At 70.9% G+C, this 18,401-nt stretch carries 17 protein-coding genes; 10 read left to right on the top strand and 7 right to left on the bottom strand.

What is annotated here, in order from left to right; translation table 11 throughout:
- Nucleotides 1-51: 51 nt before the first annotated feature.
- The 3 genes from ALI22I_RS23485 to ALI22I_RS23475 are packed head-to-tail and all read left to right on the top strand — an operon-like array spanning nt 52 to nt 1,723.
- Entirely contained in the window at nt 52-402 is a 351-nt protein-coding gene (locus ALI22I_RS23485; protein WP_083751960.1) for an SAV_915 family protein, read from the top strand.
- Nucleotides 399-695 (top strand): hypothetical protein, encoded by a 297-nt coding sequence (locus tag ALI22I_RS23480; RefSeq protein ID WP_077007711.1) that lies wholly within the window; start codon nt 399-401, stop codon nt 693-695. The genes ALI22I_RS23485 and ALI22I_RS23480 overlap by 4 nt, the downstream gene beginning before the upstream one ends.
- Nucleotides 692-1,723 carry a hypothetical protein gene (locus ALI22I_RS23475; protein ID WP_077007710.1) on the top strand — a complete coding sequence of 344 codons (1,032 nt, stop codon included), beginning with the start codon at nt 692-694 and terminating at the stop codon, nt 1,721-1,723. The genes ALI22I_RS23480 and ALI22I_RS23475 overlap by 4 nt, the downstream gene beginning before the upstream one ends.
- Before the next feature lie 132 nt (nt 1,724-1,855).
- Here the strand turns inward: ALI22I_RS23475 and ALI22I_RS23470 are convergent, their stop codons facing one another.
- The 3 genes from ALI22I_RS23470 to ALI22I_RS23460 all read right to left on the bottom strand — a co-directional run bounded on the left by ALI22I_RS23470 (nt 1,856) and on the right by ALI22I_RS23460 (nt 5,257).
- Nucleotides 1,856-3,844 (bottom strand): RICIN domain-containing protein, encoded by a 1,989-nt coding sequence (locus tag ALI22I_RS23470; RefSeq protein ID WP_077007709.1) that lies wholly within the window; start codon nt 3,842-3,844, stop codon nt 1,856-1,858.
- Nucleotides 3,845-4,043: 199 nt separating this feature from the next.
- Nucleotides 4,044-4,796, bottom strand: a complete 753-nt coding sequence (locus ALI22I_RS23465) for a tRNA(His) guanylyltransferase Thg1 family protein (protein ID WP_077007708.1) — start codon at nt 4,794-4,796, stop codon at nt 4,044-4,046.
- Nucleotides 4,797-4,798: 2 nt separating this feature from the next.
- Complete coding sequence (locus ALI22I_RS23460; RefSeq protein WP_077007707.1) at nt 4,799-5,257, bottom strand: AAA family ATPase; 459 nt, start codon at nt 5,255-5,257, stop codon at nt 4,799-4,801.
- A 746-nt stretch (nt 5,258-6,003) separates the two neighbouring features.
- Here ALI22I_RS23460 and ALI22I_RS23455 point away from each other — a divergent pair.
- The 4 genes from ALI22I_RS23455 (at nt 6,004) to ALI22I_RS23440 (ending at nt 11,248) form a co-directional block, all read left to right on the top strand.
- On the top strand, nt 6,004-6,642 hold the full coding sequence (locus ALI22I_RS23455) for a response regulator (RefSeq protein WP_077007951.1): 639 nt from the start codon (nt 6,004-6,006) through the stop codon (nt 6,640-6,642).
- Between the two features lie 257 nt (nt 6,643-6,899).
- A complete protein-coding gene (locus tag ALI22I_RS23450; RefSeq protein WP_077007706.1) occupies nt 6,900-9,596 on the top strand; it encodes an ABC transporter substrate-binding protein in 2,697 nt (898 codons plus the stop codon).
- Between the two features lie 75 nt (nt 9,597-9,671).
- The gene (locus ALI22I_RS23445; RefSeq protein WP_077007705.1) at nt 9,672-9,896 is read left to right on the top strand and encodes a zinc-ribbon domain-containing protein; all 225 of its coding nucleotides are present in this window, start codon (nt 9,672-9,674) and stop codon (nt 9,894-9,896) included.
- A 242-nt stretch (nt 9,897-10,138) separates the two neighbouring features.
- Nucleotides 10,139-11,248, top strand: a complete 1,110-nt coding sequence (locus tag ALI22I_RS23440) for a glycoside hydrolase family 53 protein (RefSeq protein ID WP_077007704.1) — start codon at nt 10,139-10,141, stop codon at nt 11,246-11,248.
- Nucleotides 11,249-11,402: 154 nt separating this feature from the next.
- On the opposite strand, the gene ALI22I_RS23435 is transcribed toward ALI22I_RS23440, so the two are convergent.
- From ALI22I_RS23435 to ALI22I_RS23420, 4 genes are read right to left on the bottom strand one after another with little or no spacing between them, the layout of a single operon-like run.
- On the bottom strand, nt 11,403-12,443 hold the full coding sequence (locus ALI22I_RS23435; protein ID WP_238598527.1) for a zinc-dependent alcohol dehydrogenase: 1,041 nt from the start codon (nt 12,441-12,443) through the stop codon (nt 11,403-11,405).
- Nucleotides 12,440-13,300 carry a fumarylacetoacetate hydrolase family protein gene (locus ALI22I_RS23430; RefSeq protein WP_077007702.1) on the bottom strand — a complete coding sequence of 287 codons (861 nt, stop codon included), beginning with the start codon at nt 13,298-13,300 and terminating at the stop codon, nt 12,440-12,442. Before ALI22I_RS23430 ends, ALI22I_RS23435 begins: the two co-directional genes overlap by 4 nt.
- Before the next feature lie 42 nt (nt 13,301-13,342).
- Nucleotides 13,343-14,221: an SMP-30/gluconolactonase/LRE family protein gene (locus ALI22I_RS23425; RefSeq protein WP_077007950.1), complete on the bottom strand. Its 879-nt coding sequence runs from the start codon at nt 14,219-14,221 to the stop codon at nt 13,343-13,345.
- On the bottom strand, nt 14,218-15,042 hold the full coding sequence (locus ALI22I_RS23420; RefSeq protein ID WP_083751959.1) for an IclR family transcriptional regulator: 825 nt from the start codon (nt 15,040-15,042) through the stop codon (nt 14,218-14,220). Before ALI22I_RS23420 ends, ALI22I_RS23425 begins: the two co-directional genes overlap by 4 nt.
- Nucleotides 15,043-15,092: 50 nt before the next feature.
- Here ALI22I_RS23420 and ALI22I_RS23415 point away from each other — a divergent pair, with 50 nt between their 5' ends.
- The 3 genes from ALI22I_RS23415 to ALI22I_RS23405 form a co-directional block, all read left to right on the top strand.
- Nucleotides 15,093-16,805: an IlvD/Edd family dehydratase gene (locus ALI22I_RS23415; protein WP_077007700.1), complete on the top strand. Its 1,713-nt coding sequence runs from the start codon at nt 15,093-15,095 to the stop codon at nt 16,803-16,805.
- A 59-nt stretch (nt 16,806-16,864) separates the two neighbouring features.
- The gene (locus ALI22I_RS23410) at nt 16,865-17,542 is read left to right on the top strand and encodes an SDR family NAD(P)-dependent oxidoreductase (protein WP_077007699.1); all 678 of its coding nucleotides are present in this window, start codon (nt 16,865-16,867) and stop codon (nt 17,540-17,542) included.
- A gap of 194 nt (nt 17,543-17,736) precedes the next feature.
- Nucleotides 17,737-18,401, top strand: a 665-nt coding sequence (locus tag ALI22I_RS23405; RefSeq protein WP_179118328.1) for an ATP-binding protein, incomplete at its 3' end; no start/stop codon positions are given.

Here is an 18,401-nt window from a genome sequence, read left to right as displayed (position 1 = left end):
TGTTGTCAGCCCGACGCGCCATGCGTCACCCTTCGAGGAAGCGATCGCACCATGGACGACAACCTCTTCGACGTGCCTCGCGGTACACCGCCGGTCCTCGGCGGCCGGCCTCCGGGTCACCTGGTCGCGGACGAGCCCGGCCTCGTCCTCCTACCGATCGACTCGGTCCGGTACGACTCCCAGCTCAACGTCGAGTTGCGTCTGCTCGACGACGACCGGCTCGCGATGTTCGCGTACAGCACGCTGGCCAACCTCGTGCGCGGCTGCGGAGAGCTCCAACCGTGGGCGGCGATCACCCCGGCGGACGTCGACACCCTCGCCGTGTCGGCTTCGGTGGACGTCGTGATCTGGGACGCGGCGTTGCCCGAACGGTTGCGCCACGTCCGGGAGGCACAACCGTGACGGGCAACGGGTTCTCCGTCGACCCGGGGTCGCTCGGGTACTGGGCGGAACGCATCCGCACCGCGCGGGACGACGTGGACGAAGCACTGGCGGCCGTGCCCGTCACCGTGGACAGCGGCGGCCCCGTCGACCGCAAGCTGGAGCGGGTTCTGGCCGGGTTGGTCACCGAGGGCGGTCTGGTCGCCGACCACCTGCACGCCGTGCAGGCCAACGTCGACGCCGCCGTGCGGGACTACCTGGATGTCGACGATCACCACGCCCGCCACCTGTGGACGATCGGAGACGACCGGTGAGGCAGACGATCCCCACAGTCCTCAGCGGCCGTGCGACCGCATGCCGCGACGCCGCCAAGGCGCTGCACGGCCTACGGGAAGCGGCAGACTTCACCGCGGATGTCACCTCGGGCGCACGAACCGAGTCCGCGACAGGGTGGAGCGGCGACTCGGGCGACCACTACCGGAGCGCGCTCGGTGGCGGCCGGACCCGAGCCGAAGACCTCGGCGACCGCGCCGGCCGGATCGCGCTGGCCCTGGAGGTCTTCGCCGACGAGCACGACGCGGTGCGGGCCGAGATCACCGACGCACGCGCCGTCGCCCGGTCCGGCGGCCTGACGCTCACGGCGACCGCCATCAACAGCCCCTCCCCCGTCGGCGGTCCGGTCGTGCCGATGGACGCGCTGTTCGACACCGTGGCGGCGAAGGTCTCCGCCGCCCGTAAACGCGAGCAGGCGGCACGCGAAGCACTGGACCAAGCGCTCAGCGACGCGTCGACCTTCGCCGACTTCCTCAAAGCAACCGAGACCACCAGGACCGCGAGCATCGTCAAGGGGCTTTTCGGGCTCGTGGACGGCGGTGCCGCGCTAGGCCGTTCCGCGGCGGCCAACAAACGGCTCGCCGACGCCGCCCTGGTCATCGCCGGCGACACTTCACTGAGCCCCGGCCTTCGGCACCTCGGACTGGCGGGCGCGATCCACAACTCGACCCTGTTCCACGGCAAGGTCGGCGCGGGGCAGATGTTCAAAACAACCCAGCGGGCACTGTCCAAGGCGCCCGAGGTGAAGGCGCTGAAGCCGTTCGGGTACGCGGGCGGCGGAATCGCGGCGGTCGGCGTCGGCCTGTCGATCGCCGGAGGCGCACCGGTCGACAAGGCCGTTGCCGGTGGTGCGGCCAGTTTCGCGGCGGCCGCGCTGACCACGGCCGCGCTGGGAGCCGGGCCGCCGGGCTGGCTCGCCCTCGGCGCGAGTCTGGCCGTGTCAGCCGGCGTCGGGTACCTGGTCGACCAGAACTGGGATTCGATCAAGGAGGGGATCTTCCACAACTGACCCCCAAGGCGCTTGCCATGGAACTGGTGGACCACCGGCCAACGGCCTCGAAGTCGCGGTAACCGCGCCACTGCGGACGCCCGGGCGAACGGCGTCGGTCCACACTGGACCGGCGCCGTTCGCCCGGGAAGATCAGCCGACCTCGACGGCGGTCCAACGCTGGTTGGCACCCGAAGTCGGCGTGTACAGCCCGATCCGGGCCCCGTCGTCACGGGACTCACCGATCACGTCGAGCATCGCACCGGTACCCGCGTTCACGAAGGTCCAACTGCCATCGCCCGTGGACGACAGGACCCACCGCGCGTCAGGCCCGTCCGAAGCGTTCGACACCAGCACCGCGTCACCGTTCACGGCGGCGAGACGCTGCCCGGTGGCGTCGTTCACCACGGCGAACTGCGCCCGGTTGCCGTACCCGCCGGAACGCCGCTCCAGCCGCCACACCTGGTCCGCCGCGGCGGCGTCGGTGGTGCGCTGCACGACGCTGTCACCCGACGGCGCCAGCGACTTGCCGCTCTGCACGCCGGTCAGCCGCTGCTCCCCGCCCAACGCCGCGTCCCGGTTCGCCCCGTGCACGCCGCTGACCAGGAACGTCGTGACCGACCGCGCGGGCACCTCCAGCGTCGCCTTCCGGTCCTTCACCCGCACCGCGGCGCCTTTGACGAGCGCGCCGTTCGCGTCGGTCACCACCGGCCGCACCTGCGCGTGCGGCCAGACCGCGGCGAACGCGGACAGGTCGAGCGTCACCGACTGCGCCTGCTCGGTCTTGTTCAGGTGCACCACGGACTTCAGCTCGGCGAACGGCCCGCGCACCGCGGCGACGTCGGTGGTCGTGTCGACCTTCACCAGCCGGTCGCCGGGCTTGATGTGGTGGGTGAAGTTGCGCAGGGTGTCGAACTTCGTGTTGACCCGCGGCGTGCACGTGGCCAGGGTGTCCTGCGGGCCGCAGTTGAACGGGATCTGGACGACGCCCCAGTTCATGCCGTCGGGCGTCTCGCCGCCGGGCTTCATGTTGTCGTAGTCCTCGATCGCCTGCCACAGCTGCCAGGTCCGCGGTTCGAGCTCGCGCAGGTCGTCGATCACGCGTTCCGCGATGCCGAGACCGGGGTCCATGCTGGTGAAGCTCTGCCCCGAACCCCAGGAGCCGTCGACCTCGCTCATCCACAACGGCTTGCCCGCGCCCTTGGCGATGTCACGGGCGGACGTGCGCCGGCCGGTACCGTAGGTGTGCACGTTGAGCTGGCCGACCTGGGCGCGCACCGACTCCGGGTAGCCCGCCCAGTCCTCGGCGAAGATGCCGGGGTTGGTCTCGTCCGGCGCGGAGACGACCGCCCGCAACTTCCTGTCCTGCAACGCTTTCGCCGCCGCCGGCACGACCTTCGCCTGGAGCGCGGGGCTGATGTGCGCGCCCTCCTGGCGGCCGCCGGTCGGGTTGCCGTCGGCACCGAGGGTGGTGCGCCAGTACGGGGTGTTGGGTTCGTTGAACGGGTCGAGCGTGGTGAACCGGATGCCGTGCGCGCGTTCCAGCTCCACCATCGCCTGCGTCAGGTAGGCGGCGAAATCGTCGACGCGGTCGGCGCGCAACTGGTCGGCGGACGGGTCGAAGCCGCCGGAGACGTAGCCGCTGACGGTCTGGAACCACGGCGGCGAGTTGCTGAAAGCCTCCCAGCGCTGCACCTTCGACTTGATCTTGTCGACCCACCAGCGCTGCCGCGGATCGGCGGCCTGGTCGAACAGGCTCGGGTCGCCTGCGCGCCACCAGTCCGTGTCGGTGCGCGTCGTCCCGGCGGGCGCCTTCCACCAGCCCGGCACCGCCGCGCCGGCCCGCAGGTAGGACGGCACGTCAGGGGCGTTGCCGCCGCCGATGTTGTACCGCGCGACGGTGAGGTTGAGGCCGTCCTCGCCGAACAACAGGTCCGCCAGCTTGTTGCGGATCTCGTCCGGGTAGCCGCCGGTCGCGTTGGCGAACCAGATCAGGCTCGTGCCCCAGCCCTGGAACGACTCCTGCTGGTAGGTCGGATCGGGCCGCACCGTGACGGCGGCCTCTTCCGCGGCCGTCGCGGGCGTCACCAGGGCGGATGCCACCAACGCCGACGCGGCCAGGACAGCGGTGAGTCTGATCATCGGTTCTCCGTTGAACGAGTCGATGTTAGCGCTAACACCTAACCGGGCGCCCTTGATCGCGTCAAGAGCACGCCGATCCGGGACCGGCGGCTTTCCGCCTGGCTGCGCGGACACCGCGACGTGGCCTCTCGTCGGGTCGTAGTCGCCTGTGCCTTGAACGGGGCGGTGTTGTCGGTGCCCGCCGTTCAAGGTCCGCCGTTCAGGGTCCGCCGATCAGCTGGCTGACGAGGGTGCGGTAGGCGTCCTTCATGGGCAGGTCGTGTTCGGTGTGGACGTGACGCCGGGTGGTGGTGAGGTCGACGCCGCGGACGGGATCGTGGCCGGACCGGCTGTGGTTCTCCCACCAGAGGCCGATGCCCCGGCGTTGCCAGGCGGGCAGGTCGTTGAAGTTGATCCCGTGCTGGAACAGCAGCTCGTTCTTGTCCGCGGCGTTCGTCCCGTTCAGACGCCGGGTGGCCTCCTGGGGGGACACACCGGCCTTGCGGAGAGTCCAGTAGCACCAGCCGTTCAACGCGCAGCGGGTGGCGTCGGCCTGCCGCCAGGAGACGTAGTCGATCACGTCACCCGCGCCGGCGCCGGTCCAGATCCGGCTGTCGAAATGCGCGGGTTGGCCGGCGGCGTGGGTGAACGCGGCGGAGGCGACGGCCGCGGAGATCGACACGATCTTCTCCACGCTCCGCCCGAACATGCCGTGGCCCGGGTCGAGCACGATGGAGATCTCGTCGCTCTCGGTGTAGGCGTAGCGCGCATCGAACTCGGTCAGCAGGGCTTGCGCGGTCTCCACCATGAGCCGGGAGAACCCCTCGTCGAACGGCTTGTCGAACCGCTCCTCGGTGAACCGGGAGAACCCGCGCCCGTCCACCCGCACGACCATCCACACACCGACCGGCACCGTCAACGTGTGGAACCACTCCCTGGCACGTTGCCCGGCCTCGAACTCGGCCCACCGCATGGTCACTCCTCCAGGGGTTGAACGTCGAACCCGCCCCGGCCGTCGAACCGCACGGTGAACAACTCGTCGAACCCGTCGGCAGGCCGCGGGCGCCGGAGGCGCTTCAGGGTGGCATAGAGCCCCACGTCGGGCACCCTGGTTCTGTCGTCCCTGACGGCGTTGCGCACCACCGACCCGGTGAGGTCCGGCGGGAACCAGTATCCGACGATCCGCGCCCCGCGCTCCCGACCAGCCGCGATGATCGGCCCCCATTCCTCGGTCGAGGGATTGGTGTTGTCGACCGCGACGTTGTGCCCGGCGTCGAGCGCCTCGGCGATCAGCCGCATCTGCCGAGCCTGCCGCCGCCGCGCGTTCGGGAAGGCGTCCTTGCTGACCTGCTCGTGCGTGACGGCCAGCACGGTGCGGTAGAAACTCGTCTTCCCCGACGCCTGAAGCCCGATCAAGATCACGACCTCTGTCACCGGGCGATTCTATTCCGCACAGCGCTGAAGGGGCGGCCTCGGTGCCGGCGCTATCCGAACGCGAGACATCGGCTTCGTTGAGCGGAGTTCGCCGCATACTGACTCCGTCAGGGCACCGTGAACTCTTCCTCTGCGGGAAGGGTCGATGCGCCACCTGATCCGGCCGTCATACCGATCGGTCACCGCCGCCGACATCCACCGATCGGTTGACCGGCGGGCTTCCCGGGTTGATGTGCGGGGTCGTACGAATCGTCGATCCGCCGCGCCGCGTGCCGCACCAGGCTGAGGCCATGACTCGGACGAGTATCACGGTGGGACCGGTCACCACCGGAGAACGGTCGCTCGCACCGGACCTGGCCCGCGGGGTGATGCTCGCCTTGATCGCCCTGGCGAACTCCGTGGTGTACCTCTACGGCCGCCCATACGGCGTCCGCCAGCACATCGTCGAGGACGGCTTGCTCGACCGGGTGGTCAGCGTGCTGGACGTGGCCTTGGTCGACGGGCGCGCGTACCCGATGTTCACCGCCCTCTTCGCCTACGGCGTCGTGCACGTGTACCAGCGGCAGCGGGCGTCCGGGGCGGACGACCGGGAGGCCAAGAGGCTCCTGCGGCGGCGGAGCCGGTGGCTGATCGTGTACGGCGTTGCGGGAGCGGGTGCGCGCGTTGGCCGGGAGCGTCGGCATCGAGTCCGCGCCGGGGGACGGGACAGCGGTCAGCGTCACCGTCCCGGCGATCGGGGTGGACCGGTGACGCCGCTGCGACTGGTGGTCGTCGACGACCACCCGGTGGTGCGGGACGGACTGCGGGGCATGCTCGGCACACAACCGGACCTGGCGGTCGTCGGCGAGGCGGCCTCCGGGACCGAGGCCCTGACCGTGGTGGCCGCGGTTCGTCCGGACGTGGTGCTGACCGACCTGCGGATGCCCGCCCCGAGCGGCGGCGCCCTGATCCGACTGCTCATCGACCGCGTCCCGACCATCCGGGTCCTGGTGCTCACCACCCACGACACCGACTCCGACGTGCTTCCCGCCATCGAGGCGGGCGCCATCGGCTACCTGCTCAAGGACGCTCCCCGCGAGGAGCTGTTCCGCGCCGTACGCGCCGCCGCGCGCGGCGAAACCGTCCTCGCACCGTCCGTCGCCGCCCTCCTGCTCACCCGCATCCGCCCCCGACGTCCGCCGACCGAGGCCCGGCTGAGCGCGCGCGAACACGAGGTCCTCTCCCTCGTCGCCGAAGGCAAGACCAACCGTGAGGCCGCCGCCCTCCTCTACATCAGCGAGGCCACCGTGAAGACCCACCTCCTCCACATCTACGCCAAGTTGGAGGTCACCGACCGCGCCTCCGCCGTGGCGGCCGCCTACCGGCGCGGTGTCCTGAACGGGTGACCGTTGGTCCGCACCATCACGAGGACCGACCGTGGTGGACGAAGGGCCAAGCCCGTGGGGACGCCTCACGTCCTCGGCGTCCGGGCCGCGTGGCCGAGCCCCTGACCGTGTGACGCCGCAGTTCTGCGGCGGCGGACTACCGACGAACGGGTGAATTTCGCCTGATTCCAGGGCGTGCCGGCGTGATCGTTGGAACCTGGAGGTGATCTCGGCGACGGACCGGATCACCCGCCGCCCCATGGAGTGCCGGACGCCGCATGACCGGAAAACCCGAGGAAGAGCCGCCTTTCCAGGGGCTGCACGCCCTGCTGGACGTCATCCGCGACCTCGTCGACCGCCCGCGCTGGAGCTGGCGCAGGCCCAAGGAGGGCGAGTACCGCGGCGACCGGCCGCTGCCGATCCTGTCGCTGGTCGGCACGGCGCCCGGCGACGTGTCACGTTCGCTCGCGACCCGGCTGAACCAGCCGGAACGGGACAAGGTCGCGCACGTCATCGTGAACGCGGCCGACCCGTCGCCCGGCGCGGCCGGCGCGCTGCTGCCGTTGCTGGACGTCGTGCACCAGCTGCTGGAGTGGGACAACAAGGGTGCGGGCGGTCGGCTGCGGTTCCAGCACTACCGGCTCGCGTCCTGGCTCACCCGGCAGACCATCGAACCCGTCGACGGCCGGGACGCACGCGCGGCGAGCCTCGCGATGCTGCGCACCTGGTACAAGAAGGACCGCCCCCGGGCGATGACCGGCGACGACGGCGACGGCGGTCTGCCGTGGTGGGCACGCCTGCTCGTCGCCGTCGGCGGCCCGTTGGCGTTCTGGTTGTGGACGCACCGCTGGCCGATCGTCGGCCAGGTGCCGCGGTGGTTCATGCGGCAGCCGTTCATGGTGCCGCTGCACTCGACGACGTTCGTGGGCTTCGCCGAACGCCTCACCATCGGCCGGCGCGGCACCGAGGACCCCGAGCAGATCAAGAAGGTGCTGGTCCACGCGTTCCTGCGGGATCTGCGACTGGCCTACCGGCCGCGCGGCCTGCGCCCCCGGCGGTGGCGGCGCACCGCGTACGTCGTGCTCGTGCTGGACGACGTCACCGACGCCGGCTGGGAGCTGCTGCGCCTGGTCAACGACGTGCGCAACGAGAAGGGCGACCTGGACCCGCTGCTGGTGGTGGCGCGCAGCGACGCCCCGCCGTCGTGGCAGAGCCCGCACAGGATGCCCCCGGTGCGCGACGTCCAGTCCGTGGTGGACCGCTGGTACCGGATGCTGCCGACGCTGCGGCAGCGGCAGGAGGGCGACGCGCGGTTCGTGTTCGCCCGCCTGCCCGACCCGTCCGACGAACCGTCCGACGCCGACCGCGAGGCGTGGCCGAAGATCCGCTCACTGCCTCCGCGCAAACCCGCGTGGCTGGCGCGCAAAGGCGTCGCCCTGACGGCCACGACGCTGCTGATCGCCGTGCCGCTGCTGTCCGCCGGCGGCTGGATGGTGAACCGCTGGGCCGCCAACTGCCTGCCCAGCCCGTCCTCCGGCGCCGTCGCGCGATGGGACGACACCCTCGGGCAGTGCGTGGGGTACAGCGACAACAGCGACCTTGTGTTCGGTCGGGACCCTCGGCTGCGGCTGGCGCAGTTGGCCGTGTTCGATCAGAACACCGTCGCGCGCGACCTGCACGAGGCCAACCCCGAACGGCCCCTGGTCAGCATCGTGTACTTCTCCGGTCTGACGCACCCCGAGGCGGACCCCGGCACCGACCACTCCGTCGCGGAGGAGTTGGAGGGTCTGCTGATCCGGCAGCAGCAGCACAACCGCAAGGAGCAGACCGAGCCGTTGCTGCGGGTGATCGTGGCCAACGGCGGCAGCGCGATGAAGGCCGCGCCCGAGATCGTGCGGGACCTGCTGGCGCCGCTGCTGCGCGACGACCCGACCGTGCTCGGCGTCATCGGCATGGACCGGACCGTGCCGGAGACCGAGACGGCGATCGCGATGCTGGGGCACCTGGGCACGGCCGTGGTGACGATGGTGCTCACCGGCGAGCGCCTCGGCGAGGTGTCGCCGCTGTACTTCCAGCTCCCGCCCGGGAACCGGGTGCAGGCGCGGATGGTCGAGGAGTACGCGCACCGGACGTCACGGCAGATCACCGTCTACCACCCGCCCGCCGACGACGCGTACATCAGGACCCTGGTGGACGAGATGGTCGCCGCGGTGGAGGCGCGCGAGCCCGACGTGGAGGCGCGGCGACCCGTCCGCTGGGAACGGTCACCGGATGAGGTGGACGTACGTTGCGGGCGCGGGGAGATCGCGTTCTACGCGGGCCGCGAGGACCAGTTCGCGGCGTTCCTCAACCGGGTCGTGAGCCTGTGCGGGCGCGACGATTCGCCGACCGTCGTCGGCGACGACTCCGTGATCAGGTTCGTGGCGGAGCAGAGGAGCCGTGACCAGTACGAGCTGAACGGACTGCCGGTGTCCTGGGTGGACATGGGCGGGTGGGTCGTGGCGGCGGGCCGGTCGTGCCGCGACGAGGGCAGCCCGGCGACCAACCAGAACAAGCAGCCGCTGGTGGCGTTCTGCGACGGGTACAACGGGCTCTACCAGGTGTCGGACTCCAAGTCCCCGGCCGCCAACGACTACGCGCGCGAACTGGCGAAGACGCCCGGCCCGCCGTGGCCCGGACAGGGCATCGGCCTCGCCTACGACGCGGCGGGCCTGTTCGTCGCCGCCGTGCGCCGCAACCAGCAACGCCCCGGCCACAGCCCGGAGTACCTGCCCCACCGCGCGGCCATCGCCCAGGAGCTGATCGAACGCAGCCCGTTCGACGGCGCCACCGGCGAGATCAGCTTTCGCGACTCCCGAACCGGCGCACAGCGCAAACTCATGATCGCGCGCATCGACGACATCGGCGACGCGTCCGCGGTACCCCGCTGCGAGTTCGTCTACAGCGACGGCCGACCCGAGTCCTGCCCCCGCTAGCGCCGGACCCGCTGCCCCGTCCGGCTCTGTGCGACCCTGTAAGTCGGACGAGTCGACGGGGAGTGTGACGAAAACGTGGTGATCTTCGGCCTTCGGACCAAGGTCTTCGTGCTGGCGATGATGACTTTGCTGTGCCCCCGGTGCGGCAACTCGGCGGCGCACCCCGTGCACAAGTCGGTCACGAAGTTCACGCTGTTCTTCATCCCGCTGTTCCCGGTCAAGACCAGGTACACCACGCAGTGCACGTTCTGCGGCGTCACCAGCCGCCTGTCCAAGGATCAGGCGACGCAACTGATCTGACAGGCGAGTGGACAAGCCCCGGTCATCCCAGGGACACGGCGTGCAGCACCAGCACCAGTACCCGTCCCGTACCTGACCACCGGTCCGCGATCCCTCGACGCAGCCTCTTGTGCACGTTCCCAGTCAACCTGGTCAATTAGATCTTGAATCCACCACAGATCTGCGCTTTCATGTTGTGCACGTTCACAGAAGAGCCCGCTTCCGCCACGTGGGCACCGCACACCTCGATCAAAGGAGATCGAATGTCCGGACCCTGCCGGGCGACGAAAGTCGCCCTCGTCCTGGCGACTGTCGCGCTCCCGTTGACCACGCTCACCCCGACCGTGTCCGCGGCGACGTCCCTGAGCATGCTCGGGGCCGACGTCTCGACGGCACAGCGCTCCCTCGACCTGGGCGCGAAGTACTACGACGCGTCCGGGACCGCCCGGGACCCGCTCGACGTCCTCAAGGGCGCGGGCGTCAACTACGTCCGCCTGCGCGTCTGGAACAACCCGAAGAGCGGCTACAACAACAAGTCGAAGGTGCTGGCGTACGCCAAGGCCGTGAAGGCCAAGGGCCTCAAGCTGCTGGTCGACTTCCACTACTCCGACACGTGGGCGGACCCCGGCAAGCAGTACAAGCCGGCGGCCTGGTCGAGCCACGGCATCAGCCAGTTGCAGACCGACGTCTACAACTACACCTACGACGTGTGCAACAGCCTCAAGTCCCAGGGCACCACGCCGGACAGCGTCCAGATCGGCAACGAGATCAACGTCGGGATGCTGTGGGACGACGGCAAGATCGTCAACAACGACTTCACCAACCTCAGCCTCCTGCTGAAGGCCGGCTACAGCGCCACCAAGGCGTGCAACAGCGGCACCAAGGTGATGATCCACACGGCGAACGCCGACAGTCTCGACCACGCCCGCTGGTTCTACGACGGGATCAGGGCGAAGGGCGTCGCCTGGGACATCACGGCGCTGTCGTACTACTGCATGTGGCACGGCACGCTGTCCAACCTCTACAACGTCATCGCCGACGTGCGCTCCCGGTACGGCAAGGACGTGGTGGTCGCGGAGACGGCATACCCCTTCACCACGCAGAACGCGGACGGCACCAGCAACTCCATCAACTCCGGCTGCTCGGGCTACGCGCTGACGTGGGCGGGCCAGGCCACGAACTTCACCCACGTGCAGAACACCGCGCGCAACGCGGGCGCCATCGGCGTCTTCTACTGGGAACCGACCTGGTACGCGGTCCCCGGCAACGGCTGGGACCCGGCCGACATCAACGGCAGCGGCAACGGCTGGGACAACATGGCGATCTTCAACTGGTCCGGCCAGATCAACCCGAACGTCCGCTGGACCCCGTGACCGGCTGAGGGCGGGACCGCCACAACAGCGGTCCCGTCCTCAGGCGTGGGACAGACGGCGCAATCCCCCGCGACGTGTTCGTGGTCGACACCGCCTTCACCGATGCCGGTATCCAGGTCGTGAAGATCCCGCCACGCCGCCCACGCGCCGACTGCTACGTCGGAAGGTCGGTCAGGCGCGGGTCGACGTGGATCTTCGGGCCGGGGCCGGCCCCGGCGGGTCGCTCGCCCGCGAGGACGGCTCCGACCTGGTCGAGGCCGATGGTCGCGGCGACGAGCGGGCGCGGGTCGACCACGCCGGCGGCGTAGGCGTCGATAGTGGCGTCCAGTCCCGGCGAGGCCGACAGGACGCCGACCGCGGTGACGTCCTTGAGCGCCAGCGTCCTGGTGTCGACGGTGCTCGGGGTGCCCGCGAGTCCGATGTAGACGACACGGCCGGCGGGCTCGACCCGGTCCAGGGCCAGGGCGGGCAGGTGCGGGGCGTTGGAGGCGTCGATGACGGCGTCGAACGGGAGGCCTGGCAGGTCGTGCTCGGTCCACGTGTGCTCGAAGCCGAGCGTGCGGGCGAACGCGAGGGAGTCTGCGGTCTGACCCATGAGGTGCACCTCGGCGCCGGCGGCACGGACGAACATCGCCACCATCAGCCCGATGGCGCCCGGCCCCAGGACCAACGCCCGGTCCCCTGCCCCCACATCGGCCGCCTCCGCCGCACGCAGCGCGTTGCCGCCCGGCTCCACCAGCGCGCCGAGCACCGGGTCCACGGACTCCGACAGGACGTGCAGCGAGGTCACCGGCACGGCCAGCTTCTCGGCCAGGGCACCGGGCCGGCCGTCGCGGATGCCGACCTCGTGCCGCTTCTCGCACACGTGCTGGTGGCCGCGCAGGCAGCGGCGGCACGTGCCGTCGCCGATCATCGTGTCGCCCATGACGCGGCGGCCGATCCAGGTCGGGTCGACGCCGTCGCCGACCTCGGCCACGACGCCGGCCCACTCGTGGCCCAGCCGCAGCGGGTAGGAGGAGTGGCCCTCGTGCAGGTAAGCCATCTCCCCGGTGAAGAACTCGACGTCCGTGCCGCACACGCCGACCCGCTCGACGTCCACGACTACCTCGCCGGGCACCGCGACCGGCACCGGGACGTCCTGGACGGAGCACTCGCGGGGACCGGTGAGCACGAACGCCCGCATGGTGCGGCTCATCGTGGTGCGAGTACGTGCTGGCGTTGGGCGCCGAGGCCCTGGATGCCGAGTTCGACCACGTCGCCGGGCTGGAGCCAGATCTGGGGGGTGTGGCCCATACCGACGCCGGGCGGGGTGCCGGTGTTGATCAGGTCGCCGGGCTCCAGGACGAGGAACTGGCTGAGGTAGTGGACGATGAAGTGCGGGTCGAAGATCATCGTCTTGGTGTTGCCGGTCTGCCGGCGCACGCCGTTGACGTCCAGCCACATGTCCAGGGCGAGCACGTCGTCGATCTCGTCGGGGGTGACCAGCCACGGGCCGGCGGGGTTGAACGTCTCGGCGGACTTGCCCTTGCTCCACTGGCCGCCGCGCTCGATCTGGAACGCGCGTTCGCTGACGTCGTTGACCACCAGGTAGCCGGCGATGGCGTCACCCGCCTCGGCCGGCGAGTCCAGGTAGGACGTGCGCTTGCCGATCACGACGCCCAACTCCACCTCCCAGTCCGGCTTGGTGGAGCCGCGCGGGATGCGCACGTCGTCGTTCGGGCCGATGAGGGTGTTCGGGGACTTGGTGAACAGGATCGGCTCGTCGGGCACGGCCTGGCCGGTCTCGGCGGCGTGGTCGCGGTAGTTCAGGCCGATGCACAGGATCTGGTGGGGACGCGCGATCGGTGCGCCGATGCGTTCCCCGGCGAAGCGCGACACCTGGCCGGCTGCGGTTCGGTCGGCCACGACGGGACGGACGCGGTCGAGGCCGTCCGAGCCGAAGAACGCCTCGTCGAAGTCGGTGACGACGTCGGAGAGGTCGACGTAGGTCTGGTCGTCGATGCGGGCGACGGGCTTCTCGGAGCCGGGCGCGCCGATGCGCATGAGGTGCACGGGGTTCTCCAGGGTGCGGCGGTGCGGGTCGGGCGAGGTGGATCAGAGGGTCGAGGACCAGGTGGGCACGGGCAGGCCGGGCACGTCCACGCGGGTCGTGAAGAGCCGTCCCGAGTCGGGGTGGGCGTGCCGCTGCTCGTCGTCGAGGCCGTCGGTGGCGGTGGTGATGACGAGGGTGCGCAGGTCGTCACCGGCGAAGGCGACGCAGGAGGTGTGCGGGGCGGGAACGGCGAGGCGGTCGGCGAGGGTGCCGTCCGGGGCGTACCGGCGGACCTCGCCCGCTCCCCACACGGCGACCCACAGGTGCTCGGCGGCGTCGAGCGCGATGCCGTCGGGGAGACCGCCGTCAAGCCGCAGGTGCACCCGCCGCTCCCCCACCGCGCCCGTCACCGGGTCGTAGTCGCGGGCGAAGACGACACCCCGGACGGTGTCGACGCTGTACATCCGGCTGCCGTCGGCGGACCAGGCCAGGCCGTTGGACAGGGTCAGGTCACCGTCCAATTCGGTCAGGCGGCCGTCGGTTTCGAGGCGTACCAGCACCTCGCGCTCCGAGGGGCCGTCCAGGGAGAGGGTGCCCACCAGGAAGCGGCCGGCCGGGTCGGTGCCGCCGTCGTTGAGCCGACGGGCCTCACCCGACGGGATGACGCGGGGACCGTTCTCGCGGCGGCCGTCGGGGTGGAGCACGACCAGGCGCTCCTGGGCGGCCACCAGGAGCGTGCCGTCCGCGGCCACGGCCACCGCGCCGACCATGCCGTCGAAATCATGCCGTGCGGTGACCTCGATCCGACCGCCGTGGAGGCGTCCCTCCAGCACCGCGCCGCCGAGGATGTCGACCCACAGCAGACGGCGCCGGGCGGCATCCCACAGCGGGCCCTCGGCGAGCTGGAACGCCTCGGCGGTCGCCGTGACCGGGTCGCTCATCGCGGTGCCCCTTCCCATTGGCCGAGTGCGGCGCGGATCTCGTCGACCGCGTCGACCAGCGCCCGCAACGGCGTCCGATAGGTCAGGGCGCTGACGCTCACCGCCCCCGAAGGGATGATCCGCGAGGTCGCGTAGACCGGCAGCGCGAGGCAGTTGATGCCGGTCTCGCTCTCCTGGTCGTCCACGGCGTAGCCGTGCGCGCGGGTCACCTCCAGTTCGCGGTGCAGGTCCTCGACGGTGCACAGGGTGTGCGGCGTGCGGCGCGCCAACGGCTCGTCACCGACCCACTCCGCCACCGCCTCCAGCGTGTCCAGGCGGTGGGCCAGCAGCAGTTTTCCGACGCCGGTGGCGTGTGCCGGGTTGCGCCCGCCGACCGTGGAGGTCAGGCGGACGGCCCCGCTGGACGGGTCGACCTTGGCCCGGTAGACGACTTCACGACCGTCGAGCACGGCGTAGTGCGCGGTCTCGCCGAACCGCTCGGCCAACGCCTCCAGCACCGGGCGGATGCGCACGTGCTCCGGACGGGCCTCGTGGTGAGCGAACGCCATCCGCAGGAACTCGTCACCCAGCACGTAGTGGCCGCGCGCGTCCTGGTCGGCCAGTCCGGCGCGGCGCAGCGAGCCGAGCGCCCGGTGCACGGTCGGCTTGGGGCTGCCGATGACCCGGGTCAACTCCTCCAACCCGACGCCGTCGGGGTAGCGGGCCAACTCCTTGAGCACCGCCAGCACGCGGTCCGACCCGACAAGGCGGGGATCGTCGCCCCGCCCGGTATCGGCCACATCCGGCGCTACCGCTTCGGCGAGCATCTGCGTATCGTTCATGGAGTTCCAAATTTTAGACCATCGTACCGATTATCGGAAGGCGGTCGGCAGTGACGCTGCGCAGCGCTCAGTGGTACGCGGGTGAGGACCGCAACGCCTACATCCACCGGGCCTGGATGCGCCGCGGCGCGCCCGACGACGCCTTCACCGGCCGCCCGCAGATCGCCATCGCCAACACCGCCTCCGACCTCACCCCGTGCAACGCCCACCTGACCGAGGTCGCCCAGTCGGTGAAGAACGGGATCTACGAGGCAGGCGGCATCCCGCTGGAGCTGCCCGTGGTGTCGCTGGGCGAGACGCAGGTCCGTCCCACCGCGATGCTGTGGCGCAACATGGCCGCGATGGCCACCGAGGAGATGCTGCGGGCCAATCCCATCGACGGCGTGGTGCTGCTCGGAGGCTGCGACAAGACCATCCCGTCACTGCTCATGGCCGCCGCCTCGGTCGACCTGCCCGCCGTCGTCGTGCCCGGCGGCCCCATGCTCACCGGCACCTTCCGCGGCGTCCCGCTGGGCTGTGGCACCGACGTGTGGCGGCTGTCGGAGGAGGTCCGCGCGGGCTCGCTGTCCGCCGAGCAGTTCACCCGCTCCGAGTCGTCGATGATCCGCAGCCGGGGCCACTGCAACACCATGGGCACCGCCTCCACCATGGCGCTGGTCGCCGAGGCCCTGGGCACGGTCGTCCCCGGCGTCGCGGGCACCCCCGCGCCGGACAGCCGCCTGCTGGAAGCCGCCCACGGCACCGGGCGACTGGCCGTGGACATGATCACGGCCGACCGGCGGCCCAGCACGTTCCTGACCAAGGCCTCGTTCCACAACGCGATCGTGGCGCTGGCCGCCATCGGTGGGTCCACCAACGCCGTGGTGCACCTGCTGGCCATCGCCGGACGCCTCGGCATCGACCTGACCATCGACGACTTCGACCGCATCGGCTCGCACGTGCCGGTGCTGGTCGACCTGCTGCCCGCCGGCCGGTTCCTCATGGACGACTTCCACCGCGCCGGCGGCCTGCTCGCCGTGCTGCGCGAGGTGCGCGACCTGCTCGACCCCGACGCGGTCACCGTCACCGGCAAGCCCCTGGTCGACTACCTGGAGGACGCCCCGATCTGGGACCCGGAGGTCATCCGCACCCGCGCCACCCCGTTGGTCGCGGAGGGCGGTATCGCGGTGCTGCGCGGCAACCTCGCCCCGAACGGCGCGCTGATCAAGCCCGCCGCCGCGTCACCGCACCTGTTGCGCCACCGGGGACGGGCTGTCGTGTTCGACTCGATCGAGGACTTCCACGCCCGCGTCGACGACCCCGACCTGGACGTGGACGCCGACTCGGTGCTGGTGCTGCGCGGCTGCGGCCCCAAGGGCTACCCCGGCATGCCCGAGGTGTCCAACATGCCGCTGCCCAGGAAACTGCTGGAGCAGGGGGTGCGGGACATGGTGCGGGTCTGCGACGGCCGCATGAGCGGCACCGCCTACGGCACCGTCGTCCTGCACGTCGCCCCCGAGGCCGCTGCCGGCGGACCACTCGCCCTGGTCCGCACCGGTGACGTCATCACGCTGGACGTCGAGGCCCGCCGCATCGACGTGGAGGTGTCCGACGAGGAACTGGCCCGACGCACACCGAACGAGGCCACCGTCGCCGCGTTCGCCAACCCGCGACGCGGCTGGGAACGCCTCTACGTCGACCACGTGCTGCAAGCCGACACCGGCGCCGACCTGGACTTCCTGCTCGGCTCCAGCGGCTCGGAAGTCAGCCGTGAGTCCCACTGACCCCCGGACATGGCCCTGCTCCACCTCGAACCGACCGCTCCCCACCTGACAGGACCACCATGACCACCAGGACAGCCCTCGTCACCGGCGGTGCCAGCGGCCTCGGCGCGGCCACCGCACAACGGCTCCGCGCGGACGGCCTCAAGGTCACCACGCTCGACCTCGCCGGCGCCGACGTGACCGCCGACGTCACCGACGAAGAGGCGCTGCGGCACGTGGCCGCCGAGATCGGTCCCGTCGACGTGCTGGTCAACTCCGCCGGCATCGTCGGACCGAACAAACCCCTGCTGGAGACCACCGTCGAACAGTGGCGGCACGTCCTGGACGTCAACGTCCTGGGCACCGCCAACACCATGCGGGTCTTCGTCCCCGGTATGCGCGACCGCGGCTGGGGCCGCGTGGTGAACTTCGCCAGCATGGCGGGCAAGGACGGCAACCCCAACCTGTCGGTCTACTCCGCCTCCAAGGCCGCCGTCATCGCCCTGACCAAGTCCGCCGGCAAGGAACTGGCGACCACCGGCGTCCTGGTCAACGTCATCGCCCCGGCCGTCTTCGCCACCCCCATGAACAACGACACCGCCCCCGACGTGCTCGCCCACATCACCAGCCTCATCCCCATGAAGCGGGTCGGCCGCCCCGAGGAAGTCGCCGAACTCGTCGCCTTCCTCGGCTCCGACCGGGTCAGCTTCTCCACCGGCGCCGTCTACGACATCAGCGGCGGCAGGGCCACCTACTGATCGTCACCAGGCCACGCCGGGCACGCTGACCGCGACGCCTCCCGAACGTTCGGTCCGTGGCGTGCGCGGCGCGCCGGTAGGCACGGCGTGCGGCCGGACTGCGCCGGTAGGCGGGCGGGATCAGCCGGAGAACCGGGTATCCGGGTGTGGAGGTCCGTAGTCTGGGTGTCGACGCCTGAGGCGGGAGTCGAACCGTGGCCGTTGCGGGAGGACCTCATCCGGCGGCCGAGCTGACCAGCTTCGTGGGCCGTAGGCGGGAGCTGGCCGAGGCCCGGAAGCTGCTGTCGAACAGTCGCCTGCTCACCCTGACGGGTGCGGGCGGTGTCGGCAAGACCCGGTTGTCGTTCCGGATCGCCGAACAGCTGCGGCGGACCTTCCCGGACGGCGTGCACGTGGTGGAGCTCGACGCGTTGCACGATCCGTCGCTGCTGGCGCAGAGCGTGGCGGCGAGGTTCGGGCTGCGTGACGCGTCGGTCGAGCCCGCGGCACGGCTGGCCGAGTACCTGGAGGACAAGCGGCTGCTGTTGGTGCTCGACAACTGCGAGCACCTGGTGGACGCGTGCGCGATGCTGGTGGGCAAGCTCCTCGCGGCCGTGCCGGGTTTGAGCGTGCTCACCACCAGCAGGCACGTGCTGGGCATCGCGGGCGAGCAGACCATGCCGGTCCCGCCGCTCACGGTGCCGGACGACACGGACCGGACGAACGGCTCCGAGGCGGTCGACCTGTTCGCCGACCGAGCGGCGGCCGTGGTGCCGGGCTTCACCGTCGACGAGGGCAACCGGCGCCAGGTCGTGCGCATCTGCCGCCGGCTGGACGGCATCCCGTTGGCCATCGAGCTGGCCGCCGCCTGGGTGCGCAC

Origin of the sequence: Saccharothrix sp. ALI-22-I, assembly GCF_001984175.1 — a bacterium.
Taxonomy (GTDB): Bacteria; Actinomycetota; Actinomycetes; order Mycobacteriales; family Pseudonocardiaceae; genus Actinosynnema.
This window is presented reverse-complemented; position numbering and strand designations above follow the sequence as displayed.

Coding starts and splice junctions, on each gene's coding strand:
- ALI22I_RS23485 (WP_083751960.1), top strand. CDS start 52: ATGGACGACAACCTCTTCGACGTGCCTCGCGGTACACCGCCGGTCCTC.
- ALI22I_RS23470 (WP_077007709.1), bottom strand. CDS start 3,844: ATGATCAGACTCACCGCTGTCCTGGCCGCGTCGGCGTTGGTGGCATCC.
- ALI22I_RS23465 (WP_077007708.1), bottom strand. CDS start 4,796: ATGCGGTGGGCCGAGTTCGAGGCCGGGCAACGTGCCAGGGAGTGGTTC.
- ALI22I_RS23450 (WP_077007706.1), top strand. CDS start 6,900: ATGACCGGAAAACCCGAGGAAGAGCCGCCTTTCCAGGGGCTGCACGCC.
- ALI22I_RS23440 (WP_077007704.1), top strand. CDS start 10,139: ATGTCCGGACCCTGCCGGGCGACGAAAGTCGCCCTCGTCCTGGCGACT.
- ALI22I_RS23435 (WP_238598527.1), bottom strand. CDS start 12,443: ATGAGCCGCACCATGCGGGCGTTCGTGCTCACCGGTCCCCGCGAGTGC.
- ALI22I_RS23425 (WP_077007950.1), bottom strand. CDS start 14,221: ATGAGCGACCCGGTCACGGCGACCGCCGAGGCGTTCCAGCTCGCCGAG.
- ALI22I_RS23420 (WP_083751959.1), bottom strand. CDS start 15,042: ATGAACGATACGCAGATGCTCGCCGAAGCGGTAGCGCCGGATGTGGCC.
- ALI22I_RS23410 (WP_077007699.1), top strand. CDS start 16,865: ATGACCACCAGGACAGCCCTCGTCACCGGCGGTGCCAGCGGCCTCGGC.